Source organism: Pseudovibrio axinellae (assembly GCF_900110875.1).
Classification (GTDB): domain Bacteria; phylum Pseudomonadota; class Alphaproteobacteria; order Rhizobiales; family Stappiaceae; genus Pseudovibrio; species Pseudovibrio axinellae.
On record NZ_FOFM01000002.1, the window covers coordinates 451,678 to 477,763 of the forward strand.

A 26,086-nucleotide genomic window follows, 5' to 3' on the forward strand; every position below is an offset into this window, starting at 1 on the left:
TTTGCCAATGGCTCGTCAGAACTATGTGTTCACGTCGGAATCGGTTTCAGAAGGCCATCCCGACAAGGTTTGCGATCGCGTATCAGATACGATTGTAGACGCATTTCTAAAGGAAATGCCAGAAGCCCGCGTGGCTTGTGAAACTCTTGCAACAACGAATAAACTCGTTATTGCAGGCGAAACTCGCGGCCCAGCTATTCTTACAAATGAATATCTGGCGCACATCGCCCGTCTCGCCGTCAAGGATATCGGTTACTCTCAAGCAGGGTTTAACTGGAAAGACCTTGATGTTCAGGTCCTTCTTCATGGGCAGTCCGCTGATATTGCGCAGGGCGTAGATGCAGCCGGCAACAAAGATGAAGGTGCCGGGGATCAGGGCATTATGTTCGGTTACGCATGCCGCGAAACTGATGAGTTGATGCCAGCTCCAATCCTGTATTCGCATAAGATTTTGCGCCTGCTTGCAGATGCACGCAAATCAGGCAATGAGCCTTCGCTCGGTCCCGATGCAAAAAGCCAGGTGTCCATTCGCTATGAAGATGGCAAGCCGGTAGAGGCGACGTCCATTGTGCTGTCCACTCAGCATCTGGACGAAACCATGACGTCTGATGATGTGCGTTCTGTGGTTGAGCCATACATCCGCGCAGCACTGCCGCGTGACTGGGTAACCAACAATACAATCTGGCACATCAACCCGACGGGTAAGTTCGTAATCGGTGGTCCTGATGGCGATTGTGGTCTCACGGGCCGCAAAATCATCGTTGATACCTATGGCGGTGCAGCTCCTCATGGTGGTGGTGCCTTCTCTGGTAAGGATCCAACCAAGGTGGACCGTTCAGCTGCTTACGCTGCACGTTACCTCGCGAAAAACGTTGTCGCTGCAGATCTGGCTGATAAATGTACCATTCAGCTCTCCTACGCTATCGGTGTTGCAGAGCCACAATCCGTCTTCGTAAACCTGCACGGCACAGGCCGAATTGAAGGCGAACGGGTTGAGGCAGCAATTCGCGAAGTTATGAGTTTGACGCCGCGCGGAATTCGCGAGCACCTTAGCTTGAATAAGCCAATTTACGCGCGCACAGCAGCTTATGGTCACTTTGGCCGAGAGGCTGAAGGTGATGGTGGTTTCTCTTGGGAGAAAATCGACCTTGTCCATAACCTACGTGATGCTGTAGAGAAAGCCTACGCTTAACCTCTAACGCTAGAGAATGAATAGCTGGCCGGGGCGACCTCTGGCCAGTTTTTATTTATGAGAACGATGGTAGATCACTACAAAGGCTCCTTCTTCGGCCGCCGTGTCGGAAAGCCAGCAAGCCCACGACAATCACAATTACTTCAGGACGTCCTGCCAGCTTTGGCGTTGGACCTCACGCAGACCCCTCCCGCGGATCTGGCAGAGCTATTCCCCGTTCCGGTCAAGAGCGTTTGTCTTGAAATCGGGTTCGGTGGGTCTGAGCACCTGATACACCGGGCGCAGGAAAATCCTGAAATAGGCTTCATTGGATGTGAGCCATTTAGCACCGGCATTATCAAGGCTGTGACGAGCATTGAAACGCTTGGCCTTAAAAACATTCGCTTGTATGACGATGATGCAGGCAAGTTGTTGGACTGGCTCCCTGCGGCATCCTTGGATATGGCGTATCAGCTCTATCCCGATCCCTGGCCCAAAAAGAAGCATTGGAAGCGCCGGTTCGTTAATCAGATCAATCTGACACGCATTGCGCGCGCGCTAAAGCCAGGGTGTGAGTACCGGTTCGCCAGTGATATCGATACATACGTTGACTGGACGCTATCGCATTGTCGCCAGCACCCAGCATTCGAATGGAGCGCCGAGTGTCCGTCTGACTGGCGCACGCCGTGGCAAAATTGGCCAGGAACCCGTTACGAGCGTAAGGCGCATCGTGAACGTAGAATTGGCCGTTACTTGACATTTTTACGAGTTGAAGAGACGAAAACCTAAAGTGGTCTTGCTTTTGTCTGCGTTGATTTAGGATTTTCTGTTGCATACAGTGGCCAAATGACTATATTGCAGATAAGAGTTCTCTATCGGCTCAGTTAAGAGCATTGAGGAGTGGGCACCGAAAGGACCCGCTCTTTTTTATTAGCTAAGTCGGTATTGATGCCTGACTGTCGCAGTTCAGGTATCCGAAAATAACTGCCAAAGACACCAAGCATGTCTTTGCATCAAGACGATAGGTACCAAGTGGACGAAAACGATCCCCGGATTGTAAAGGAAAAGGGCCTCGAAGCCCGCGTAGCTGAAATTATCGAGCCGGTCATTGTTGATCTGGGCTACCGGTTGGTGCGCATCCGTGTGAACGGAAATAACGGCTGCACCCTTCAAATCATGGCAGAGCGCCCGGATGGGATGATGGCTGTTGAAGATTGTGAAGAAATCAGCCACGCAGTTTCCCCCGCGTTGGATGTGGACGACCCTATCAGCGGTGCCTATCATCTCGAGGTTTCATCTCCAGGTATTGATCGCCCGCTAGTACGCGCAGGTGATTTTGTGCGTTGGGCCGGACATCTTGTGAAAATCGAAATGTCTGTGCCGCAAGCTGGGCGCAAGCGATACCGGGGGCACGTCATCGGCGTTGAAGATGGATGTGCAGTAATCAGAATGACCGAAAATCAAGATGGTCAGGACGAAACTGTTCGCCTTCCGCTGGATGAAGTTGGATCAGCTGTGCTGGTTTTGACTGATGAACTGATTGATGCGGCATTGAAAGCCGATAAAGCCGCAAAAGCAGCCCGTGGAGAGCCCACGGACGATGACAGTTATCTCAATCACTGATTGGCTGTTCTTGTTGCGTAATGGGGTATGGGCGGTTCGATATTTTTAGAACCCCCCTTTTGTTTTGATGTTCCTGCTAATGTGAAGACAAGCAGGGCGTGGAAGGAGTTGACGAGGAATGGCTATCAGCGCAAACCGTTTGGAGCTGCTGCAGATCGCTGATGCGGTTGCCCGCGAAAAGTCGATCGATCGCAGCATTGTTATTGCTGCTCTTGAGGACGCAATCCAAAAAGCCGCTCGCTCCCGTTATGGTACCGAAACTGAAATTCGGGCCGAAATCAACCAGAAAACCGGCGAAATCCGTCTGCAGCGTCTGCTGCAAGTCGTTGACATTGTCGATAATATCTCCACCGAAATTGCTTTGGTTGATGCGCAAGAGCGCAACCCGGATGCAACGATTGGTGACTTCATTGCAGATCCGCTGCCGCCGCTGGACTTTGGCCGCATCGCTGCTCAGTCAGCGAAGCAGGTTATCGTGCAGAAGGTACGTGAAGCTGAGCGTGACCAGCAGTACGATGAGTTTAAGGATCGCATCGGCGAAGTTCTTAATGCTGTCGTTAAGCGTGTAGAGTACGGCAACGTCGTTGTTGATACCGGTAAGGGCGAAGCAATTGTCCGTCGTGACGAGCTGATCCCGCGTGAAATCTTCCGCAATGGTGATCGTATTCGCGCCTTGATTTTTGATGTGCGCCGCGAACAGCGTGGTCCGCAGGTGTTCCTGTCACGGACGCACCCGCAGTTCATGGCTAAGCTCTTCGCTCAGGAAGTGCCAGAAATCTATGACGGTGTTATCGAGATCAAAGCTGTTGCTCGTGATCCAGGCTCCCGCGCTAAGATCGCCGTATTGTCAAGCGACAGCTCGATTGATCCGGTCGGTGCTTGTGTTGGTATGCGCGGCTCTCGTGTTCAGGCCGTTGTTGGCGAACTTCAGGGCGAAAAAATCGACATCATTCCTTGGAATGACGATGCTGCAACCTTCATCGTGAATGCGCTTCAGCCTGCTGAAGTTGCAAAGGTTGTTCTGGATGAAGACTCCGAGCGTATTGAGGTTGTTGTTCCTAACGATCAGCTGTCTCTGGCAATCGGTCGTCGCGGCCAGAACGTACGTCTTGCATCTCAGCTGACTGGCTGGGGCATTGACATCATGACAGAAGCTGAAGAGTCTGAGCGTCGCCAGAAAGAATTCCAGGTTCGCTCTGATCTGTTCCAGAACACGTTGAACGTTGATGAAATGGTTTCTCAGCTTCTCGCGTCTGAAGGCTTTACTTCTGTCGAGGAAGTCGCGTACGTTGACATCGACGAAATCTCGTCCATCGAAGGCTTTGACGAAGACACCGCTGACGAAATTCAGGCTCGTGCACGTGAGTACCTGGAAGAGCAGGAAGCGAAACTTGCAGAAGAGCGCCGTCAGCTTGGTGTTTCTGATGAGTTGGTTCAGGTTCCTGGTCTTACATCTGCGATGCTCGTGGCGCTGGGCAAAGACGAAATCAAGAATATGGAAGACCTTGCAGGATGTGCTGCTGACGATCTCGTTGGCTGGACCGAACGCAAGGACAAAGAAACCATTCGCGTAGAGGGTACTCTGAGCGGTTTTGATCTGTCTCGTGCCGATGCTGAAGGCATCGTTATGGCAGCGCGTGTTGCGGCAGGCTGGATCTCTGCAGAGGACCTCATTGAGGTCTCCGACGAAGAGCTAGAGCTCTCAGATGACGACATCGAAGGCGATGAAGAAGGCTTCGAAGGCGAAACATTTGATGAGACTGTGGTTGACGTCGAAGAGGAATTGGCGCAAGAGAGCGGTGCAGAGGATGTCAAAGGCGAGCCATCCTCTGAATAATCTGTAGTCGACTGACTTCAGAAAAAAGTTTTAAGCGGGGGTGTGTTGGATTTGCAGTCTACGGCTGCAGGATTCTACATCCCCGTAACTGAATGAAAAATAACAATAATAGTTGAGTTGGGATAACGAAGTGCCGAGAAAAAATGAGCCGACAGAACGCATCTGCGCTGTAACGCGCGAAGTTCTACCGGTGACAGGTCTTCTCAGATTCGTTATGGCTCCTGACAAAACTGTTGTAGTTGATGTGAAAGGCACCCTCCCGGGACGTGGGGTTTGGGTGACGGCAAAGAAGTCTGTTTTGCAGGAAGCGATAAAAAAGCGCGCTTTCTCGAGAGGCTTTAAGGAGCAGGTTAACGCTGAAGACGGTTTGGCCGACCACACTGACAAACTGCTGGAGCAGGCAGCTCTGGGCGCACTGTCCATTAGCCGAAAGGCTGGCAACTTGGTTGTCGGGTTTTCGAAAGTTGAGGCCGCTCTCAAAAAGGAGAGTGTTCTTGCTCTGGTGCACGCTACTGAAGCCTCTGAAGATGGTGTGCGTAAGTTGGCGGCCGTAGCCGCTTCTAGATTTGGCAAGGTGGATCGTCTCAGCGTGATCCGCCTGTTTACCTCGGAACAGATTAGTACGCATCTGGGTCGAGAAAACGTTATACATGCTGTACTGCTGGCCGGCGAGGCAGGCAGAAACTTTGTGAAGCATGCGCAACGCCTTGCGCTATTCCGGGAAGTTTCTGTTGGGGCTGACGACGACGGTACAAAGGGTGCAGTGGCGCAGGACTGAAGGCAATATGAGCGATACCAAAAACAACGACGACAATCCCTCCGGCGGGGAAAAGAAAACGCTGGGCCTCAAACGCGGAGGCAGTGTTGAGAAGGGCACTGTTAAGCAGAGCTTCTCCCACGGCCGCTCTAAGGCAGTCGTCGTGGAAAAGAAGAAGCGCAGAGTAGTTGTGCCGGGCCAGGAAGGCTCCACAGCACCTGCTTCTTCTCCTGCGGCCTCCTCTAGTCGCGCCGAAAAGCGTCCGACTCAGGGTCAGGGCCCTCAGCAGGCACGACGCGGTTCTGGCGATGCGCAAAAGCGCGGTGAAGCCGGTGGTCGCAGCGGAAACCGCAACAGTAACCAGCGCGGCGGTCAGCGTCGTGGTGGCAACGGCGGTCAAAGCGGTGGTGCAGTCCTTAAAACCTTGACCAAGGGCGAAGCAGACGCACGTCTTGCAGCGCTGAAAATGGCGAAGGTTCGCGAAGTCGAGGACGCAAAACGCCGTGCTGAAGAAGCGAAGCGCCAGGAAGTCTTGGCAGCTCAGCGTGCTGTTGAAGCAGAAAAACAACGTGTAGAAGACGAAGCCCGCGCAAAACGTGAAGCTGAAGAAGCTGCCGTTCGTGCAAAAGCTGAAGCTGAAGCGAAAGCCAAGCGCGATGCAGAGGCCGCTGCAAAAGCTGCTGAAGCTCCAAAGCCAGCTCAGCGCGAAGAACGTCCTGCACGCTCCGGTGATCGCCCACAGCGTTCCGGTGACCGTCCACAGCGTTCCGGTGATCGTGGTCCTCGCCCAGGTGGCGACCGTGGTCCTCGTCCTGCCGGTGATCGTGGTCCTCGCCCAGCTGGTGATCGTGGCCCTCGTCCAGGTGGCGACCGCGGCCCTCGTCCAGCTGGCGATCGTGGTCCTCGCCCAGGTGGTGACCGTGGTCCTCGTCCAGCAGGTGATCGTGGTGGTCGTCCGCCAATGCGTGATGGTAAGCCGCCGAACTTGAATGGCCCTCGTCCAGGTGGTCGTCCAGGTGGCGTAACAGCTGCACCAGCTGAAAGCATGGAAACCGGTAAGGAGGTCAGCAAAAAGGCATTGAAGCCAGCTGCGCGTCCTAAAAAGCCGATCGTACCAGCTAAGCCAGCACCTAAAGGCAATGATGATCGCCGTAAGTCAAAACTAACGATTACCCGCGCCACTGGTGGTGATGAAAGTCGTAATCGTTCCCTGGCTTCCATGCGTCGTCGCCGTGAGAAAGAAAAACGTAAGGGCCAAAAGGTTGTTCGTGAGAAGGTAGCGCGTGAGGTAAAACTCCCTGAAGTGATTTCTATTCAGGATCTTGCTCAGCGTATGTCTGAACGTGCTGTTGACGTCATCAAACTGCTCATGAAGCAGGGCCAGATGATGCAGATCAACGACGTGATCGACGCTGATACCGCTGAACTGATTGCCGTTGAAATGGGTCACACGGTTAAGCGCGTATCTGAAGCGGATGTTGAAGAAGGTCTCTTCACCGTTGAAGACAACGACACTGATCTTTTCAACCGTCCACCGGTTGTTACGATCATGGGTCACGTTGATCATGGTAAGACATCGCTTCTTGATGCTCTGCGTAAGGAAAACGTTGCTTCCGGTGAAGCTGGCGGCATTACACAGCATATCGGTGCATACCAGGTCGAACAGAACGGCCAAAAGGTCACCTTCATCGATACCCCTGGTCACGCAGCATTTACTCAGATGCGTGCTCGTGGTGCTAAATCCACTGATGTTGTGATCCTGGTGGTTGCTGCTGATGATGGTGTGATGCCACAGACCAAGGAAGCTATTGTTCACGCAAAAGCTGCTGGCGTTCCGCTCATCATCGCGATCAACAAAATGGACAAGCCTGGCGCTGATCCTTCCCGCGTTCGCAACGACCTTCTCCGTGAAGATCTTGTTGTAGAAACCATGGGTGGTGACGTTATCGATGTTGAGGTCTCTGCTAAAGAAGGCACTAACCTTGATAAGCTGATCGAAATGATCCTGCTGCAGGCTGAGGTTCTTGAGCTTAAAGCTAACCCTAACCGTGCCGCTGAAGGTACAGTTATCGAAGCTAAGCTTGACGTCGGTCGCGGTCCAGTTGCTACTGTTCTGGTTCAGAAGGGTACACTCCGGGTTGGTGATGTTGTCATTGCTGGTTCCGAATGGGGTCGTGTTCGTGCAATGCTTGATGAGAACGGCAAGCCAGTTCAGGAAGCTGGTCCTTCCAAACCGGTTGAAGTTCTTGGCTTCCAGGCAACACCATCCGCTGGTGACATGGTTGCAGCTGTAGAAAACGAAGGCCGTGCTCGCGAGATTTCCGAATATCGTCACCGCCAGAAACGCGATCAGATGGCAGCACGTATTGCTGGGTCTCGTGGCTCTTTGGAAGCGATGATGAAGGGCTTGCAGGAAGAAGGCAAAAAAGAATTCCCGCTCATCATCAAATCCGATGTGCAGGGTTCAGCCGAAGCGATCCAGGGCGCGCTCGAAGAACTTGGCAACGACGAAGTCGGCGCACGTGTTGTGGCAGCTTCCGTTGGCGGTATCACCGAGAGCGACATCACTCTGGCGATTGCATCCAAAGCACCGATAATGGCGTTCAACGTTCGTGCAAACAAACAGGCTCAGGAAGCTGCACGTCGCGAAGGCGTCGAGATCCGCTACTACAGCGTGATTTACGACCTCATCGACGATGTGAAGTCCACCATGTCTGGCATGCTTGCTCCAGAACGTCGCGAAACCTTCCTCGGCTACGCAGACATCAAAGAAATCTTCAACATCACCAAAATCGGTCGTGTTGCAGGTTGTCTGGTCACCGAAGGTGTCGTTCAGCGTGGCGCACAGGTTCGCTTGCTGCGTGACAACGTCGTCATCCACGAAGGCGAACTGGGTACACTTAAGCGCTTCAAAGACGAAGTCAAAGAAGTTGAATCCGGTGTTGAATGCGGCATGAACTTCACCAACTACAAGGATATGCGCGTCGGTGATGTCATCGAGTGCTTCCAGGTAGAAGAGATTGCGCGCTCACTCTGATAAGAGATGAGTTCAACCAATCAGAATAATCAGCAGCGCCGGCGGGGCATACTCCGTCGGCGCTCTGCTGTTACTAACTCAAGGTAATTGAGAGAAAACAATGGCAAAAGCACGCGATGAATTTGCAGGCCAGCCGTCTCAGCGCCAGTTGCGTGTGGGTGAGCTCGTTCGTAAAGAGTTGTCAGATATCCTTACACGCGGCCAGATTTCAGATCCTGATCTGGATGGTGTGATCGTGACCGTTCCAGAAGTGCGCATGTCTCCGGACCTGCGTTGGGCTGACGTTCTCGTTATGCCTATGGGCGGACGTGATTTGAATGTCGTTTTAACGGCGCTGAAGCGCAATGCAAAATACCTGCGTGGTCAAGTCGCTCGCCGTTTGACCATGAAGTACACATGCGAACTGCGCTTTGTTGCAGATACGCGCTTTGATGATGATGACCTCATCACGCGTCTGCTTCATGAGCCAAGTATCCGCAGAGACTTTGCTGACGGCGGTATCGACGATGATCAGGGTGAAGATGACCGCGACTAATGCGCGGTATCGAACTCTTTCAAGCAGAATTTATTAAGTAAGAGCACAGCAGTATGGCGCGCAAGCAACAGCGACGCAGACCCCGTTTCCCGGTAAACGGATGGCTCGTTCTGGACAAGCCACTGACCCTGACCTCAAATGATGCGTTGGGCCAGTTGAAGAGAATATTCCATCCCGAAAAGGTCGGTCATGCAGGCACGCTTGACCCTCTGGCGACCGGATGTTTGCCGATCGCATTTGGTGAAGCAACCAAGACCGTCCCTCATGTCATGGATGGTCGCAAGGTCTATCGCTTTGAGGTGACCTGGGGAACTCAGACGACCTCTGATGATGCTGAAGGCGAAGCGGTTAAAACCTCTGATGTGCGCCCAACAAGCGATGAAATCCAAGCGGTTCTTCCCGACTTTCGCGGTCGCATAGAACAAACACCGCCAATTTTCTCCGCAATCAAAGTTGATGGCAATCGCGCCTATGATCTTGCTCGTGAAGGCGAAGACGTGAAGCTAGAGCCGCGTGTGATTGAGGTGCATCGTCTGGATCTCGTGGAATGCCCCGATCAGGACCGTGCGATCTTTGAAGCCGAATGCGGCAAAGGCACTTACGTTCGTGCCCTGGCACGTGACCTGGGCGAGCGCCTCGGGACCTGCGGATATGTGACTGATCTGCGCCGCCTGCTCGTTGGGCCGTTTGGCGAAGAGCAGATGGTTACGCTTGACGAACTGCGCGCTGCAAAAGATGCGATGGCGGTTGAATGCGCTGAAGGTGAAGAACCTCCGCTGCAAAACCCGCTTGAAAACGCAGAACTCATGGAAGCAATCAAACCCGTTGAAATTGCGCTTCACGAGTTGCAGGAACTGCGAATTTCACCAGATGCAGCAGCACGCGTTAAGCGAGGAAATTCAATCTTGCTGCGCGGTGCTGATGCCCCAATTGGCCCGGAAGAGATCTATGTGATCTCGGGTGGTAAACTCATCGCTTTTGGTGAAGTTGCTAAAGGCGAATTTAAGCCACGGCGCGTTTTCAACCTGTAAAACCATGAATTGAAAACGCTGTTGTGACCTCTTAAATATCTCCAGAATGTACCGCGACATGAAACATGTGTTTCTGGAACATTTTTAATAATTTTGATTTTCTAGGCGGGGAGGTCTCTGAAAAACACATCTTCAAGATTCCTCTGGTTTTTTTGAAGATTTTCAGTCATAGTCCCGCCGCTGGGAAGTGAATGCTTGCCCGGCCCACATGTGTTGGCCTGACCCTGCTAGACGACATCTTGGCACGGCCCGAGTTCAGCATATGGCTCTGTGAAAGAGCACCACGTCTCGTTGGGGACGTGAAAATACACGCAGTGAAAACTGCTCCATAATTATAAGGAAAAATCGATGTCGATTACGCCTGAAAAAAAAGCAGAACTGATCAAAGAATTCGCCATCAAAGAAGGTGATACTGGATCTCCAGAAGTACAGGTAGCTATCCTGACTCACCGGATTACAGTTCTGACTGAGCACTTCAAGGGTCACAAAAAAGACAACCACTCCCGTCGTGGTCTTCTGAAAATGGTTTCTCAGCGTCGTAAGCTCCTTGACTACGTTAAGGGCAAAGAAGTTGCACGTTACCAGACCTTGATTGAGCGTCTAGGCATTCGTCGCTAAGACGAAGTTTTTAAAGCGCGGCAGCGAAAGCTCGCCGCGTTTTGCTTAAGTCCCTCATATATCTGTTTTGGGTGTGTGAGGCAGATTATGGAAGAGACTGTTCTTTTCCAGATTTGAAACAGGCGAATGGGGACCTGGCAGGATTGCCAGAGGCTTATGAAGAAATGAGCTTCTTGTTGTCTTGCCCGCAATCGTTCCGCCTGAAAAGGCACCGCGCACCTTGGTACTCAAGGTTTGAAAAATATGCGCGCGTTGTCGGCAAATGACAGCCTCACACTTGATGACGACCATCAAGCCGGTGGGGCGAACGTTAGGATAGAGATATGTTTGATATACACCGCGTGGAAGTTGAATGGGGCGGACGTCCGCTCATCCTTGAAACCGGCAAGGTAGCCCGTCAGGCTGACGGCGCTGTCATCGCGACTTACGGCGAGACAAAAGTTCTCGCGACTGTTGTGTCTGCGAAGAACGCAAAGCCAGGTCAGGATTTCTTCCCACTGACAGTTAATTATCAGGAAAAGGCATACGCTGCTGGCCGCATCCCAGGTGGCTTCTTCAAGCGCGAAGGCCGTCCGTCCGAGCACGAGACCCTGACATCCCGTTTGATTGACCGCCCGATCCGTCCGCTGTTCGTAGATGGCTACAAGAACGAAACTCAGGTTGTTCTGACTGTTTTGTCTCATGACCTTGAGAACGCACCAGACATTCTGGCAATGGTTGGCGCATCCGCAGCACTCACCATTTCCGGCGTACCGTTCATGGGCCCAATCGGTGGCGCTCGTGTTGGTTACATCAACGGCGAATACGTTCTGAACCCAACAGTTGACCAGATGGAAGAAACCGATCTGGACCTGATTGTTGCTGGTACTAACGACGCTGTTCTGATGGTTGAATCTGAAGCACAGGAACTGACTGAAGAAGTCATGCTCGGCGCTGTAATGTTCGGTCACCGTGAGTTCCAGCCAGTGATCGATGCGATCATTCAGCTTGCGGAAAAAGCAGCAAAAGCTCCACGTGAGTTGAACCTGCCAGATCACTCTGAGCTGTTTGCTAAGGTTCAGGGCATTGCTGCTGAAGAACTCGGCGCTGCTTACTCCATCACTGTTAAAACAGAGCGCAAAGACGCTGTTGACGCTGTGAAGGCAAAAGTTATTGAAGCTCTTGTCACCGGTGAAGAAGGTGCTCCAGAAGCAACTGTTGTTTCTGACATGTTCAAAAAAGCAGAAGCTGCTATCGTTCGTGGCCGTATCCTTGATACTGGCTCACGTATTGATGGTCGTGACCTGTCCACCGTACGTCAGATCGTTTCTGAAGTTGGCATGCTGCCACGCGCGCACGGCTCCTCACTCTTCACTCGTGGTGAAACTCAGGCAATGGTTGTTGCAACACTGGGTACTGGTGAAGACGAGCAGTTTGTTGACAAGCTCGAAGGCACAACCAAATCAGCATTCATGCTGCACTACAACTTCCCTCCATACTCTGTAGGTGAAGCTGGTCGCATGGGTTCCCCAGGACGTCGTGAAATCGGTCACGGTAAACTGGCATGGCGCGCAGTTAACCCAATGTTGCCTGCTCACCACGATTTCCCATACACCCTGCGTGTTGTTTCAGAAATCACTGAGTCCAACGGTTCTTCCTCCATGGCGTCTGTCTGTGGTGCATCCCTGTCCCTGATGGACGCTGGTGTTCCTTTGAAAGCTCCTGTGGCTGGTATCGCAATGGGTCTCATCAAGGAAGGTGAGCGCTTTGCAGTTCTCTCCGATATCCTTGGCGACGAAGATCACCTCGGCGACATGGACTTTAAGGTAGCTGGTTCTGCGAACGGCATCACCGCGCTGCAGATGGACATCAAGATCGACGGTATTACCGAAGAGATCATGAAGGTCGCTCTGGAGCAGGCTAAAGGCGGTCGCGTTCACATCCTTGAAGAAATGGCAAATGCAATCACCGAAGCTCGTTCTGAGCTTGGCGAACATGCGCCACGCATCGAAGTGATCAAGATCCCAGTAGACAAGATCCGTGAAGTGATCGGTTCTGGCGGTAAAGTTATCCGTGAGATCGTTGAAAAGACCGGCGCGAAAGTGAACATCGAAGACGACGGCACCGTTAAGGTGGCTTCTTCTGACGGTAAAGCGATCAAAGCTGCTCTCAACTGGATCAACTCCATTGCTGCTGAGCCAGAAGTTGGCGTTGTCTACGAAGGTACTGTTGTTAAGACAGTAGACTTCGGCGCATTCGTAAACTTCTTCGGCGCACGCGACGGTCTGGTGCACATCTCCCAGCTTGCTCCTCGCAAGGTTGGCAAAGTGACCGACGTTGTTAAAGAAGGCGAAAAAGTCTTTGTTAAGCTGATGGGCTTCGATGAGCGCGGTAAAGTTCGCCTCTCCATGAAAGTTGTCGATCAGGAAACTGGCAAGGAGATTCCTCGCGAGGAAGCTGCTCCAGCACCTGCAAAAGACTAAGCTTTTCTAAATTAATGAGAAAAAGGCCGGTTCAGAAATGGACCGGCCTTTTTTGTGCTCAAAAGCCGAAGCGCCTTACCATGCGCAAACTTAATGCAGTCTCAGATTACGCAGCAAGATAAAACTTATTCCCCCCAGCACTTAACGGCCTAGTCTTAACCTCATGCCCACGTGACGGGCTTCTGGCGGACCGTCCGTCAGTGAGGCGTGGGCTGGGTGGGGCTACCGAAAGAAGTAACGTATCTTTTCGGCAGGTCCGTTGGATATGATTTTCAGACGTGACCGCATGGTCTGAGAGGAAGGGCCCAAGTCTGAAGGGCATCACGCGGTGACAGCGAACTGTTTTCTAACCGCTCGCTATCAAAGTTGGAGGAACTGTTTGGTCGGGGAAACCTGTCTGAATAAGCCACTGTCTTTCCAGGAAACTGGCCATCGTGTCTTTCAGGATAAGAGGCGAAAGTGTCCATATCAAAATGCCCGGGCAAGGCGACAGCTGATGCCGAAGAAACTAATTTATTAACATGCGCAGGTATCGCCTGCTCGCCTTGCTCACCCCGACCTTTCGGGGATCACGCTCTACCACCGCCGGAGAACTCCGAGCGGTGCTCTTCGTGCTTGTGCGGTTAAACCATCTTAGATTTAAGTCCGCTCGCTCACGCGTGTCGGGGCGCTTGATTTGCGCGTTGCGTTTGACATCAGGATGTACAATCCGCTCAAGACGATAATCGCTGAGCCTGCCAGCGTCATTGCATCCGCGCTTTCATCAAAGACCAGCAAACCAAGCATCAGCCCGAACAGCAGGCGAGAGTACCGGAAAGGGGTCACGACGGATACCAGTCCGGTGCGCATAGCCACTGTCAGCGAATAATAGGCCCCAATTCCGACAAGTGTTCCAGCTGCAATCATAAACCCGCTGAAACGGTCTGGTGACACAAAGCCGCCGGACCATAATGAGTAAAACGCTCCGGTTGGGATAAGCACAGCAAAGCCGTAAACACCAAGTTGCATGTTTGACAGGGCAGGGGGGGCGGCCCTTGTTGCAAGATCACGTCCGGCAAATCCGATCATCCCCAAAATCGCAAGGATTGAGGTGACCTGAAAGGCTTCAGAGCTTGGTTGTATGATCATGAGGACGCCGACAAACCCGATCATAATTGCAACCCATCGCTGCCAGCTAACTCTTTCTCCAAAAAGGACCGCAGCACCTAAAGTAACAGCAATTGGCGTCGCCTGGAGGATGGCCGAGGTGCTGGACAGGGTGTTAAGCGCCAGAGAAAGAAGAAAAAACAACCGTCCGAGAATTTCAAAAAACGCTCGTGTGAAAAGTGTTGCCTTGAGTGCTTGTGGCGTAAAAGCCCGCTCTCCACGCCGCCATGTGAGTAACAAGAAACCGAGGGTGCCCCCCATGCCAAACAGCATAAGAGTTTGCCCAACAGGTACAGACGCTGTTGCTGTTTTAAGGAGCGTATCCTCAATAGCAAACAGTAACATCGCAAGCACCATCCAGGCACTTCCTCTTATGTTATCCATAAATCCACCCAATTCTCAGAGAGTCGGTGCGCGTGATCTAATGCATCTGGTTGGACCCAGCATGAAACTAGTACGCTTAAAAATTGAAGACATGCTGAGACTAGGCAAAAAAACAGCTATGTCTACGATACTTAAGCTATATTGCAGGCATTTCTGCTCACGGCGCGGTGAGAAAAAACTCAAGGAACCTAATGGGGTGCATGAGCGCTAATCGGTTTGAAACAAAGCAAACTGCCTGCTATACCCACACTCACCTTAGGTTCGGAGGGGCTCATGTGAGCTCGGGGGATTGAGATGAGTGATATGCGACTGGTTGTAGTCGGCGCGGCTGGCCGAATGGGCCGGACTTTGATCCGCACCGTGACCGAGATGGACGGAGTTGTGGTTTCAGCTGCTGTTGAGCGAGAAAACTCCGAGCAACTTGGTAAGGATGCTGGTGAGCTGGCTGAATGCGGCAAACTAGGCGTAGCAATTACGTCAGATCTGGACGCTGCCTTTGAAAAGGCTGATGGAGTACTCGATTTTACTCTGCCAGAAGCGACAGTCGCGTTTGCTGAAGCTGCCGCGCGTCATTCCATTGCGCATATTATTGGCACAACAGGTATGACATCTGCACAGCTCGCGACTCTGGCCAATTCTGCGACATCGGCCCCTATTGTGAAGTCGGGAAATATGAGTCTGGGCGTAAACCTGTTGGCAGGCCTTGTGAAGAAGGCCGCAGCAGCGCTGGATGAAGACTTCGACATCGAAGTGCTCGAAATGCACCACAAGCACAAGGTAGATGCGCCATCAGGTACAGCCCTTTTGCTTGGCGAAGCCGCCGCCCATGGACGTGAAATCGATTTGGAAACACATAGTGTTCGCTCCCGTGATGGCATTACTGGTGAGCGAAAAAGAGGCGATATTGGCTTTGCAACACTACGTGGTGGTTCTGTCATAGGTGAACATACTGTGATGTTTGCAGGTGAAGGAGAGCGTATAGAACTCTCGCACATTGCAACTGACAGACAAATTTTTGCACGCGGTGCTGTTAAGGCTGCCATATGGGCACACAAGCAGCACCCGGGCCTCTACTCAATGGCCGATGTTCTCGGCCTGAACGACGAATGACACACAGCGCATACTCGCCGCCTCAAAACGTAATGAGCTATGCGCAATGATTATTGAAAGCAGTCTTCCAAGACATCTGTTTTCAAAAAAACACATAACCTCTCGGGGAGAGTTTGATGGAACGCCTTTTGGTTCTCGTCCGCCACGGACAAAGCGAGTGGAATCTGAAAAACCTGTTCACAGGCTGGAAAAATCCAGACCTGACGGAGCAGGGTGTTGAAGAAGCGACAGCTGCAGGCAAAAAACTCAAAGAAATGAACCTGACGTTTGATCTGGCGTTCACTTCTGACCTGCTGCGCGCTCAGCACACTCTTAAGCTGATCCTTGGTGAACTTGGTCAGGAAGACCTGCCGACATCGCGCGATCAGGCGCTGAACGAACGTGATTACGGCGATATCACCGGCATGAACAAAGACGAAGCTCGTCAAAAGTTCGGTGAAGAGCAGGTTCATATCTGGCGCCGTTCATTTGATGTGCCTCCTCCAGGTGGTGAAAGCCTGAAGATGACTGCAGAGCGCACTTTGCCTTACTACCGCTCTGACATTCTTCCAAAAGTTCTTGAAGGAAACCGGGTTATCGTTGCTGCACACGGCAACTCCCTGCGTTCTTTGATCATGGAACTGGAAGGCCTTTCACCGGAAGAAATCCTCAAACGCGAACTCGGCACAGGAAAGCCAGTTGTTTACCGCCTTGATGAAGACGGTAAGGTTCTTTCTGTTGAGGATCTGGCAGAAATTTAAACTGCACCAAGCAGTCTAAAATCAAACAAGGGCGGCCTCAAACGGGCCGCCTTTTTCTATTACTGTTAGCTTAAGAGCATAAGAAGAGAATCTGCCGAGAATGTTAAAACAAAATACTTATTAACACTCATAAAGCCCCATGAAATTATAAGTATATGAAATATAACGCGGGCTCTATTATCAATAATAGATAATGATTTTGCTAGTGTTATTTATCTTGCGCTGCGTAATTTTAGGTGCCAGCCTTCTCATGCATACAGAAGATGTATGACAATTAAAGAATTTGATTGAGAGGGTATCCTATGAAATTTTCAGTTGCAAACGACGGTCGTCCAGCATCCGCACAAGCTAAGCCAGCAAAGCTAAATGGCGGGCTTGCTCCTAAAGATGAAGAGAGCAAAAAGAAGTAATTTACTGTGTGAGGCAGTCTAGGCTGCCTCACAATCATTTGAGCAGAGCTTGTTTCTGCGAAGGAATTTCTGTGAAGTTTGTAAGAATGGTCAAGTCCGCCCCAGACGTGGTCAAGGCGGATGGAACGAACCTCGGCATGATGCCCGCCCGGGCAATGAAGTATTGCGAACCGCTCATTACCGCCTCTCGCCAAGGCTGGTATGTTTATCCTCCTGTTGATTTTTACCTGATGTGGACCGGCTCAGAAGTGCTTTACCGCCTCGGCTCTGATGGGGATTGGACCCTGTTGGACCGGCTTTACCTTACTGATTTTGTCGAGGATTACCGAGAAGCCTGCCCAGACGGATTGAAGGACTATTACCCGCCGTTTCTGGATGTATTTCCAGAAGGAGATATCGTTCAAATTGGAGCTGGCTATAGCTTGATTGGAGATGAAGGTCAGTGCCATTGGGTACGCGGACCGATTAATCTGCCTTCCAACGCAGGGTATGACTGTTTCGAGGCAATGATTGACTCCAGCTGGTTCTGTTCACCTTTGTTCATCAATGTGAAGCTGCGCAAACAAGATGTTCCAATCAGTTTTCCGCGCCATCGACCTTTGATGCAGGTGGTTCAGCTGCCAAACACGGTTCTGCCTAAGACGGTAATTGCTGCCCCAGAAATTGCTGAGATGGAGAATGTCCCGCCGGAGTTCTGGCAGTCTTGGGCAAGAGGCTATGATAAACGCAATGCAGGTCGCTCTGGAAGTTATGCCAGTGAACAACGCCGCATTAACACTCAATATGTAGACGCCGACTCGTCGGGTTAAAACAGAATCAAGCCCAAAATGATCAAAGCGAAGCGACTAAACCGCAGATTCCGACAACACATTGAAGAGCAAACTATGTTCTTCGTAGCCACCGCCGCGTCTACAGGGCATATCAACCTGTCACCGAAAGGTATGGATACGCTGAGAGTCCTAAGTGATGAGCGTATCATCTGGTTAAACCTAACTGGCATTGGCAACGAAACAGCTACTCATGTGAGCGAAGACGGGCGTATGACACTGATGTTTTGTTCTTTCGGGGAACAACGTCTTACGCTGCGAGTATTTGGGCAGGCAAAAGTTATCCACCCCAGAGACGCGGAGTGGGACAATCTGATTGAGTTCTTTCCAGAACTGCCCGGTTGCCGGCAAATCTTTGATCTGGATATTGAGTTGATACAAACATCTTGTGGTTCGACAGTCCCACGAATGGACCTCGTAGATACACGGGTTGAGAAGGAGTTCCTGCCTTACTACGAGACGATGGATCGCGAAGAGCTGGAAAACTACTGGCGCAAATACAACGCCAGCAGCCTGGACGGTTGGCCAACAAAAATCCTCGAACCAAGCTGAGAACGATCAGCCTTTCAACCATAGTCGAGTGTAGGCGCGTGAGCGAACCTGTATAAGGCACGTACATAAAACGGTATGCGGGGCGCCTCCTATGGGTTTGTTGGTGTTGGTACGTCACGGGCAGAGTGAATGGAATGCGCGTAAGATTTTTTCAGGACAGGGCAACCCTGACCTAACGCAGCAGGGCATCGCTGAAGCCAGAAGAACGGGGGGCCTTCTTAAGTCTCAGTCTATTCAGTTTGATCTAGCCTATTCATCCGGCCTCACACGAGCCAGAAAGACGCTGGACCTGATCCTGTCTGAAACCGGTCACACTCACTTGCATGTGAATGAAGACAATCTTCTTTTTGAAAGAGATTACGGAGAACTCACAGGCGTTACGATGCAAGATGCCTGCCGCAAGCATGGTGAGGAACAAGTCCGCCAATGGCGCCAGTCGCTATATGCAGTTCCGCCGGGCGGGGAAAGCCTGGAGATGGCAGCAAGTAGAGCCTCGGGTATGTTCACTCAAAGTGTGTTGCCTCATCTCAGCGCTGGCAAGAACGTCATTATCTCTTCGCATAGGAACACCCTACGCGGGTTGATTTCAAAGATATGTAAGCTTGACCAAGCAGAAACCGAGCGACTGCATATTGAAACAGCGCAGCCGCTCTATTTTCAGGCCAAAAGCGCAACAGAGATTGAGCCATTACTTACGAAAAAGGCGGCCCTAAAGCCGCCTCAACACTCGCTATTCACTGAAGCTAGAGCGTAAATCCGCTTTGCTCAGCAACTTGCATAAGTGGCTTTTCAGGGCGTGCACCCACGTGGCTGATAACTTCACCAGCACACAGGCAGCCAAGTTCGGCACAGGAGCTAAGGTCGAAGTCTCGCGCTAATCCAAACAGGAAACCAGAAGCAAAGAGATCACCAGCGCCGGTAAGGTCACGCACGCCGCCATCAATCGCAGAAGCTGGCACGTGAACAGTCTCTTCACGAGAGATCGCCATTGCACCATCAGAGCCCAATGTTAGAGCGGTCAACGTGCAATCTTCACGCACAAGCGCGATAGCTGTTTCAATATTTGCAGTTTGGTAAAGAGCTTTCAACTCATGCTCATTCGCAAACAAAATGTCGACTTTGTCATTACAGATGAGGTCAAGAAATTCCTCGCGGAACCGGTCAACACAGAAGCTGTCGGAAAGCGAGAGAGAGACAAGGCGCTCAGAAGCATGCGCGATCTTCGAAGCCTCAAGGAAAGCGCTCTTTGCGGCTTCCTTGTCCCACAAATACCCTTCCATGTAGGTAATTGCAGAATTGGAGACCACATCCTTGTCGATATCAAGAGCGGTCAGCTTCGTTGCCGCGCCAAGATAGGTGTTCATGGTCCGCTCGCCATCCGGCGTAATCAGGATCATAGAACGCCCAGAGGCAAGGTCATCATGCAAAGGCTCGGTGTTGAAGTGCGCACCGATGCTGTTCATGTCGTGGCGATACACGTCGCCAATCTCATCATCAGCGACTTTGCCGATAAAAGCAGGAGCACCGCCCAACGAAGCAATGCCCGCAGCTGTATTTCCAGCGCTACCGCCAGAAATGCGGGTGGTTTGGCCCATCAGATCATAAAGGCGCAGAGCCTCTTCTGTGTCCACCAGCCGCATTGAGCCTTTCACAAGAGATTGCTCAACGAGAAAGCTATCTTCCACATGAGAGAAGACGTCAGTGATTGCATTCCCGATGCACAACGCATCAAACTTGAATTCAGACATGTAAAGTCCTTGTAACTAGCCCGGCTCTTTGATGTCCGGAACGATACATAGGTGGCTCACCGCATGAGCAAGGCCTATCAGAGTTTATTTTCCAGGTGTCGGCCGTAAAGCTCGGTTAGCCTCAGGCTCCCGTATTTTTTCGCGGAACGGGCTGGCATTGTACACCCCAAGAATATTCAGTTCGGTCGAATAAAACGCCAGCTCTTCAAGTGCAAGGGCTACATTTGGTTCTTCTGGGTGTCCTTCGACGTCCGCATAGAACATTGAAGCGAAAAACTGGCCTGCAAACTGGTAAGATTCTAACTTAGTCATGTTCACATTGTTTGTAGCAAAACCACCAAGGACTTTATACAGGGCTGCAGAAACATTGCGCACGCGGAACACGAATGTTGTGATGATAGGCTGACCTGTATTTGCCGTCAGCTTCTCTTCTCGGGACAAAATTACGAAGCGCGTAGTGTTGTGAGCTGCATCTTCACAATCGCGCGCCAAAATATCAAGGCCGTAAACGTCGGCAGCAAGCTCGGGAGCAAAAGCTGCGACAGACTTATCGCCAGCCTCAATAACCTGACGGGCAGAACCTGCTGTATCTGCACCGATAATTGGCGTCAAACCGTGCTCGCGAATGAAGTTTCTACACTGCCCAAGGCCCATAACATGGCTCTGAACACTCTTAAGATCTTCCATCTTGGTGCCCGGAATACCCATCAGCTGAAAGCGGATTGGCATGAAATACTCACCAATGATGTGCAGACTGCTGCGCGGAAGTAAGTGGTGAATATCAGCAACGCGACCTGCTACAGAGTTCTCGATCGGGATCATCCCAAGCTCTGCATCACCGTTTTCGATAGCCTGGAAGCAGTCTTCAAAAGTCGGGCATGGGATAGCTTGGTACTCTGGATAGACACTATTACATGCCATATGGGAGTTGGCTCCCACCTCTCCCTGAAACACGACTTTACGCTGTTCTGACATCACTATACTCACAGGTATTTAGAAACGGGTTATGTTTAAAGGCTTTGCTCTGGTTAGCGAAGCGAAAACCTCTACAAAGTGCCCTAGATGTGTGTGAAAGCAAAACTAAAACCGTTTACTGCGGCGAAACATAAGGTGAGAAGAGCTCAAGAATGCTCAGAGCAGAGATGGAAGAAGGAAAAGAAACACGAAATCCCCAGATCTCTAATGGAATATCTGTGATATATTGTCGCAGAAAGTTCTACTAACTGAGCTTAGGCGCAGAAGGCGTTTTTTGAGGCTTCTCTCCAAGAGCGCGCTGTATTCTCGAAAATATCAGTAGTTTATAGTAATTTTAGACTGATCGCCGGTGGGGCGGGTAGCCTTATTCGTTTTTCTGAGGCCGCAAAGATCGGCTGGCGGTCCACACCACTGCAAAAGTCCTAGGAAAAACACTAATAAAATTATGGACAAACGCCCAAGCTTAACTGTAGTTTCCCAGCAAAATACACAGATCGTGTTAGGCGCCAATCCTTTCTGACTAGGCGAACCTAACCAATATTCGGAGCGTGTGAGCTATGAATTCGTTTGAACTGAACAAAATTGCGGGCGCAATTCTGTTCGCTTTGGTTGCATTCATGGGCCTGAATGTTTTGACGGAAGTCATCTTCGCGCCACATGAAGACGAAAAACGCGGTTTTGAAATTGAAGTTGCCGGTGCTGATGACGGTGCAGGCGATAATGCTGCGGAAGAAGCCAAGGTCGCGTCAATTGAAGAATTGCTCGCTACTGCTTCTGTTGAAGCCGGCGCAAGACAGGCCAGAAAATGTGCCGCATGCCATTCCTTTGACCAAGGTGGCCCAAATAAAGTTGGCCCTGCTCTTTGGGGGGTTGTCGGTCGCGCACCTGCAACGCATGCAGGCTTCTCCTACTCCTCAGCAATGCGGGAGTTTGGCACGAGTAATCCTGAATGGACATTCGAGCAGCTTAACGAGTTTGTTAAAGCTCCGAGGAAGCATGTTTCTGGCACGTCCATGGGTTATGCAGGCATGAAAAAAGATAGTCAGCGCGCTGATTTGATTGCCTACCTGCGGTCGCTTTCAGACAACCCAGTGCCTATCAACTAAGAATGAATTCAATTCACCCCTGTATATGGGGGTGGAAAGCTATCTAAGAGCCGGGATTTTGTCCCGGCTTTTTTATTGTCTACATTTGCGTGAATGCTAACGTTTTCCTCGTTTCTTCCAGTTAAATTTTTGTCATCTTCGCAAAAGCCATTGTCGCAGAAGCGTTTTAAGCCATAATCATAGCTTAGGTAAGACTGGAAACTGCAAGAAGAGTTCAATTTAAGGCGCCAGTGGTTTTCTACGCTAAAGATATTGATTGTATTTAAGGAGGATTGTTTTGCGCACCAGGCTCATTAGCTCTTTAACAGGTTTGGCGCTTGCAACTGCAAGCCTGACAGCTTCCGCCGCAATTGCTGAAACGAATGAACCTGAATGGCGGTACGCAGATTCCCTCATTAGCGAACCACAAATGCCAAAGGGATTTAAGCATTTCCCATATGTGAACCCGGAGGCCCCGAAAGGCGGGAAAGTTCGCCTTTCCTGGACAGGTACGTTTGACAGTTTGAACCCGGTAGCGACCAAGGGTGTTTTGGCGATTGGTGCTGGCCTTATCTACGATAGCTTAATGACGCCCTCCCTTAGTGAGTCCTCAACCGAATACGGTTTGATTGCGGATGCGCTTAAGTACCCAGATGACTTTTCCTGGGTGATCTACCGCTTGCGGCCCGAGGCGCGCTGGCATGATGGCAAACAGATAACCACAGAGGATGTGGGCTGGTCATTCGATCAATGGACAACGCTGGATCCATCGAGAAAATACTATTATCGACATGTCACAGGCTATGAAATCTTAAGCCCAACAGAGATTCGCTTTAATTTCGGTAAACCCGGCAATCGCGAAGCGCCGCAAATCCTTGGCTCGCTTTTTGTTATGCCAAAGCATTGGTGGACTGCGAAGGATAAGAATGGCAACCCGCGCGATATTTCGAGAAGTACGCTGGAGGTCCCTCTCGGCTCTGGAGCCTATCGAGTTGGTGAGGTCATACCGGGCCGCTCAATTAGTTATGAGCGTGTAAAAGACTACTGGGCTGAGGACCTGAATGTAAATGTTGGCTCTAACAACTTTGATACAATTTCCTACGATTATTACCGGGACGAAACGGTTCAATTAGAAGCGTTTAAAGCTGATCGGTTTGATTGGCGGACAGAAGCAACCGCGAAAAACTGGGCGACCGCTTACGATATCCCTGCAGTCAACGCAAACCATATTGTATTGGAAAAATTTCCGCAGACGTATCGCGGAAGCGGACTGATGCTGGGCTTCATCCTTAACACACGTAAGGAGAAGTTTCAGGACCAGCGTGTTCGCCGTGCCATGAACTATGCGCTTAATTTCCAGGAAATGAATCGCACAATCTTTTTTGATCAATACACGCGGTTCACCAGCTACTTTGACGGAACCAAGCTCGCATCAGTTGGACTTCCGGAAGGGCGCGAGTTGGAAACCCTCAAGTCTTTGAAGGCACCAGTGCCGGAACAGGTGTTCACCGAGGCCTATGAGAATCCGGTTTCAGAAGATACGCGCCAAGAGCGGTCTAACCTGAGAAAAGCTGTCGGCCTCTTAAAGGAAGCTGGCTATGTTCAAAAGCAGGGTAAGCTGATTGATAAAGAAACCGGTGAACCATTTACGATTGAGTATTTGTTGAATGGTGGCCGTTTTGAACGTGTTGCGCTCCGTTATCAGGCCTCACTTAAGAAAATAGGCATTGATCTGCAATTGCGCGTCGTTGATAGCTCTCAATATGTAAACCGGGTTCGCAGCCGTGATTTCGGCATGATTTACACTGGTTGGGCGCAGTCCCTTTCTCCAGGTAATGAACAACGAGAGTATTGGGGCTCCGATGCTGCAGATAGTGCAGCCTCTCAAAACTATGCAGGCATAAAGAACCCGGCCATCGATGAGCTCATTGATATCATCATCAACGCCAAGAACCGCGAAGACTTGGTTGCCGCAACCAAAGCTCTGGATCGTATCCTGATGTGGGAACAGTACGTTGTTCCAGGGTGGACATCCCCGTTCAGTCGTGTCGCCCGATGGGATCGTTTCTCACATCCAAAACAACTTCCTGAATTTTCCATCGGTTTCCCAACAGTTTGGTGGTGGGATGAAGCAAAAGCTAAGAAGATACAGGGGGCCAATTGATGACGATCGGTCAGATAGATAGGCGTAACTTCCTGCAGTTCAGTGCCGCAACCATGGCTGCATTTCTCGTTCCTGGGGGCGCCTTGCCAGTACAGGCAGGGACAGTAAGCCACGGTCTGTCTGTTTTTGGTGATTTGAGATACCCAGCGCACTTCAAGGCTTTTGACTATGTCAATCCTGAGGCGCCTGTTGGTGGCAAGATCGCAATGACTGCGCCAAATTGGACCTTTAACCAGAACCCACAGACCTTCAATACATTCAACTCCTTTATCCTGAAGGGTGATGCCCCGCCGCGAATGGAGCGTTGCTTTGATAGCCTGATGGTGCGCGCCTTTGATGAGCCTGATGCGGTTTACGGGCTGGTGGCAGAAAGTGCGCAGGTTTCTGCAGATGGCAACTTCGTCATCTTTAAAATTCGTCCAGAAGCCCGTTTTCACGATGGGTCTGTGCTCAACGCAGAAGATGTCGCCTTCAGCTTGAATACCCTGAAGGAAAAAGGCCATCCGATCATCAGCCAATCCATCAAGGAGATGGTTTCTGCAACAGCACCTGATGAGCACACCGTCACCGTTGCTTTCTCGGGAAACCACAGTCGGCAGCTTCCTTTGCTGGTTGCAACGCTGCCGATCTTTTCCAAGGCCTACTACACCCGCTACAAGTTTGAAGCTTCGACCCTGACACCACCCCTATCGTCTGGCCCTTACATGGTCGGGCGATACGAAATTGGCCGGTTTATTGAATATTCAAAGGTTGAAAATTATTGGGCGAAAGATCTCCCTGTAAAAAAGGGACATAATAACTTTCAGGTCATTCGCCTCGACTTTTTCAGAGACCGTCAGGCAACCTTTGAAGCCTTCAAGAAGGGCCGTTTGACGTTCCATGAGGAGTTCTCCTCCAAGACTTGGGCAACTGAGTATAACTTTCCTGCTCTGACAGAAGGCCGTGTTGTTAAAAAGGAATTTGCCATCCGCTTGCCTTCAGGGGCTCAGGGCTGGTTCTTGAACACACGCCGTGAAAAATTATCTGACCCAAAGGTCCGCAAGGCTCTTGGTTATGCATTTGATTTTGAATGGTCAAATGTGGCGCTTTTTTACGATCTTTACACCAGAACCCAGTCTTACTTTGAGAACTCAACAATGAAGGCAGTCGGCTTGCCAAGTCAGGCTGAACTTGCGTTGCTTGCGCCTTACAAGCAAGACCTGCCAGAAGAGGTCTTTGGAGAGGCAATCATACAGCCAATTTCTAATGGATCTGGTCAGGATAGAGTGCTTCTTAAAGAAGCATCTGTTCTGCTGGAAGAAGCAGGGTATGAGCGTAGCGGCGAGCAGCTGGTTGGCCCTGATGGAAAGCAACTGGAAGTGGAGTTTCTCTCCAACTCACCTGCTTTCGAGCGAATTGTGTTGCCCTACATTAAAAACCTCAGGCTACTGGGTATTGAAGCAAATCTACGTGTTGTAGATCCGGCACAATTCCAGAAACGCTTGGATGATTTTGATTATGATATTGTCGGGCACCGTTTTTCGCTAAGACCAACACTTGGTCCAAGCATTCGAAACTTCTGGACGTCAGACTCTGCTGATACGTTTGGATCCTACAACCTTTCCGGCATTAAGATGCCCGTTGTAGATGATTTGGTGGAGAAAGCGCTGAATGCTGCCTCTCGTGAGGAAATGATAACTGCTGCCAGAGCATTGGATAGAGTCCTACGTGCTGGTTATTATTGGGTGCCGCAATGGTTCAAGGCATTCCATACAGTGGCTGTGTGGGACATGTTCGGTATTCCAAATGACATGCCAGCATTTGACTTCCCCGTTGAAACAACGTGGTGGGTAGATCTGGAAAAAGCTGCTCACATCGACATGGAAAATTAGGGA

Annotated in this window: 21 protein-coding genes; 18 read left to right on the forward strand and 3 right to left on the reverse strand. The window is 51.0% G+C overall.

Annotated features, from left to right (window positions below; all coding sequences use genetic code 11):
- The first annotated feature begins 7 nt into the window (after window positions 1-7).
- The 10 genes from metK (at window position 8) to pnp (ending at window position 13,071) form a co-directional block, all read left to right on the forward strand.
- Entirely contained in the window at window positions 8-1,192 is a 1,185-nt protein-coding gene (gene metK / locus BMZ51_RS07005) for a methionine adenosyltransferase (RefSeq protein ID WP_068005130.1), read from the forward strand.
- 66 nt (window positions 1,193-1,258) lie between these two features.
- Entirely contained in the window at window positions 1,259-1,960 is a 702-nt protein-coding gene (gene trmB / locus BMZ51_RS07010; protein ID WP_068005132.1) for a tRNA (guanosine(46)-N7)-methyltransferase TrmB, read from the forward strand.
- 213 nt (window positions 1,961-2,173) lie between these two features.
- Window positions 2,174-2,794: a ribosome maturation factor RimP gene (rimP, locus tag BMZ51_RS07015; RefSeq protein WP_208979336.1), complete on the forward strand. Its 621-nt coding sequence runs from the start codon at window positions 2,174-2,176 to the stop codon at window positions 2,792-2,794.
- A gap of 118 nt (window positions 2,795-2,912) precedes the next feature.
- Window positions 2,913-4,631 carry a transcription termination factor NusA gene (gene nusA / locus BMZ51_RS07020; RefSeq protein ID WP_068005133.1) on the forward strand — a complete coding sequence of 573 codons (1,719 nt, stop codon included), beginning with the start codon at window positions 2,913-2,915 and terminating at the stop codon, window positions 4,629-4,631.
- A gap of 130 nt (window positions 4,632-4,761) precedes the next feature.
- On the forward strand, window positions 4,762-5,409 hold the full coding sequence (locus tag BMZ51_RS07025) for an RNA-binding protein (RefSeq protein ID WP_074881891.1): 648 nt from the start codon (window positions 4,762-4,764) through the stop codon (window positions 5,407-5,409).
- 7 nt (window positions 5,410-5,416) lie between these two features.
- On the forward strand, window positions 5,417-8,425 hold the full coding sequence (gene infB / locus BMZ51_RS07030) for a translation initiation factor IF-2 (RefSeq protein ID WP_068005137.1): 3,009 nt from the start codon (window positions 5,417-5,419) through the stop codon (window positions 8,423-8,425).
- A gap of 100 nt (window positions 8,426-8,525) precedes the next feature.
- Window positions 8,526-8,960 carry a 30S ribosome-binding factor RbfA gene (rbfA, locus tag BMZ51_RS07035; protein ID WP_068005139.1) on the forward strand — a complete coding sequence of 145 codons (435 nt, stop codon included), beginning with the start codon at window positions 8,526-8,528 and terminating at the stop codon, window positions 8,958-8,960.
- A 53-nt stretch (window positions 8,961-9,013) separates the two neighbouring features.
- The gene (gene truB / locus BMZ51_RS07040; protein WP_068005141.1) at window positions 9,014-9,991 is read left to right on the forward strand and encodes a tRNA pseudouridine(55) synthase TruB; all 978 of its coding nucleotides are present in this window, start codon (window positions 9,014-9,016) and stop codon (window positions 9,989-9,991) included.
- Window positions 9,992-10,339: 348 nt separating this feature from the next.
- A complete protein-coding gene (rpsO, locus tag BMZ51_RS07045) occupies window positions 10,340-10,609 on the forward strand; it encodes a 30S ribosomal protein S15 (protein ID WP_068005143.1) in 270 nt (89 codons plus the stop codon).
- A 323-nt stretch (window positions 10,610-10,932) separates the two neighbouring features.
- Window positions 10,933-13,071 carry a polyribonucleotide nucleotidyltransferase gene (gene pnp, locus BMZ51_RS07055; protein ID WP_068005147.1) on the forward strand — a complete coding sequence of 713 codons (2,139 nt, stop codon included), beginning with the start codon at window positions 10,933-10,935 and terminating at the stop codon, window positions 13,069-13,071.
- A 639-nt stretch (window positions 13,072-13,710) separates the two neighbouring features.
- Here the strand turns inward: pnp and BMZ51_RS07060 are convergent.
- Window positions 13,711-14,601 (reverse strand): DMT family transporter, encoded by an 891-nt coding sequence (locus BMZ51_RS07060; RefSeq protein WP_068005149.1) that lies wholly within the window; start codon window positions 14,599-14,601, stop codon window positions 13,711-13,713.
- A 294-nt stretch (window positions 14,602-14,895) separates the two neighbouring features.
- Between BMZ51_RS07060 and dapB the strand changes: the two genes are divergently transcribed.
- From dapB to BMZ51_RS07085, 5 genes are all read left to right on the forward strand, one after another.
- Window positions 14,896-15,711: a 4-hydroxy-tetrahydrodipicolinate reductase gene (gene dapB / locus BMZ51_RS07065; RefSeq protein WP_068005151.1), complete on the forward strand. Its 816-nt coding sequence runs from the start codon at window positions 14,896-14,898 to the stop codon at window positions 15,709-15,711.
- Between the two features lie 113 nt (window positions 15,712-15,824).
- A complete protein-coding gene (locus BMZ51_RS07070) occupies window positions 15,825-16,451 on the forward strand; it encodes a 2,3-bisphosphoglycerate-dependent phosphoglycerate mutase (protein WP_068005152.1) in 627 nt (208 codons plus the stop codon).
- Window positions 16,452-16,932: 481 nt separating this feature from the next.
- Window positions 16,933-17,670, forward strand: coding sequence for a hypothetical protein (locus BMZ51_RS07075; RefSeq protein WP_208979337.1), 738 nt, complete (start codon window positions 16,933-16,935; stop codon window positions 17,668-17,670).
- Window positions 17,671-17,688: 18 nt separating this feature from the next.
- The gene (locus BMZ51_RS07080) at window positions 17,689-18,240 is read left to right on the forward strand and encodes a pyridoxamine 5'-phosphate oxidase family protein (protein ID WP_068005156.1); all 552 of its coding nucleotides are present in this window, start codon (window positions 17,689-17,691) and stop codon (window positions 18,238-18,240) included.
- 91 nt (window positions 18,241-18,331) lie between these two features.
- Window positions 18,332-18,994: a 2,3-bisphosphoglycerate-dependent phosphoglycerate mutase gene (locus BMZ51_RS07085; protein ID WP_074881894.1), complete on the forward strand. Its 663-nt coding sequence runs from the start codon at window positions 18,332-18,334 to the stop codon at window positions 18,992-18,994.
- On the opposite strand, the gene BMZ51_RS07090 is transcribed toward BMZ51_RS07085, so the two are convergent.
- Together BMZ51_RS07090 and BMZ51_RS07095 are read right to left on the reverse strand one after the other, a co-directional pair.
- The gene (locus BMZ51_RS07090; RefSeq protein WP_068005158.1) at window positions 18,984-19,988 is read right to left on the reverse strand and encodes an adenosine kinase; all 1,005 of its coding nucleotides are present in this window, start codon (window positions 19,986-19,988) and stop codon (window positions 18,984-18,986) included. The genes BMZ51_RS07085 and BMZ51_RS07090 overlap by 11 nt on opposite strands.
- Before the next feature lie 84 nt (window positions 19,989-20,072).
- Window positions 20,073-20,963, reverse strand: coding sequence for a prephenate dehydratase (locus BMZ51_RS07095; RefSeq protein WP_068005160.1), 891 nt, complete (start codon window positions 20,961-20,963; stop codon window positions 20,073-20,075).
- 557 nt (window positions 20,964-21,520) lie between these two features.
- Here BMZ51_RS07095 and BMZ51_RS07100 point away from each other — a divergent pair.
- From BMZ51_RS07100 to BMZ51_RS07110, 3 genes are all read left to right on the forward strand, one after another.
- The gene (locus tag BMZ51_RS07100) at window positions 21,521-22,069 is read left to right on the forward strand and encodes a c-type cytochrome (protein WP_068005161.1); all 549 of its coding nucleotides are present in this window, start codon (window positions 21,521-21,523) and stop codon (window positions 22,067-22,069) included.
- A gap of 310 nt (window positions 22,070-22,379) precedes the next feature.
- The gene (locus BMZ51_RS07105) at window positions 22,380-24,212 is read left to right on the forward strand and encodes an extracellular solute-binding protein (protein ID WP_082825604.1); all 1,833 of its coding nucleotides are present in this window, start codon (window positions 22,380-22,382) and stop codon (window positions 24,210-24,212) included.
- Window positions 24,212-26,083, forward strand: a complete 1,872-nt coding sequence (locus BMZ51_RS07110) for an ABC transporter substrate-binding protein (protein WP_068005163.1) — start codon at window positions 24,212-24,214, stop codon at window positions 26,081-26,083. Before BMZ51_RS07105 ends, BMZ51_RS07110 begins: the two co-directional genes overlap by 1 nt.
- The last annotated feature ends 3 nt before the right edge of the window (window positions 26,084-26,086 follow it).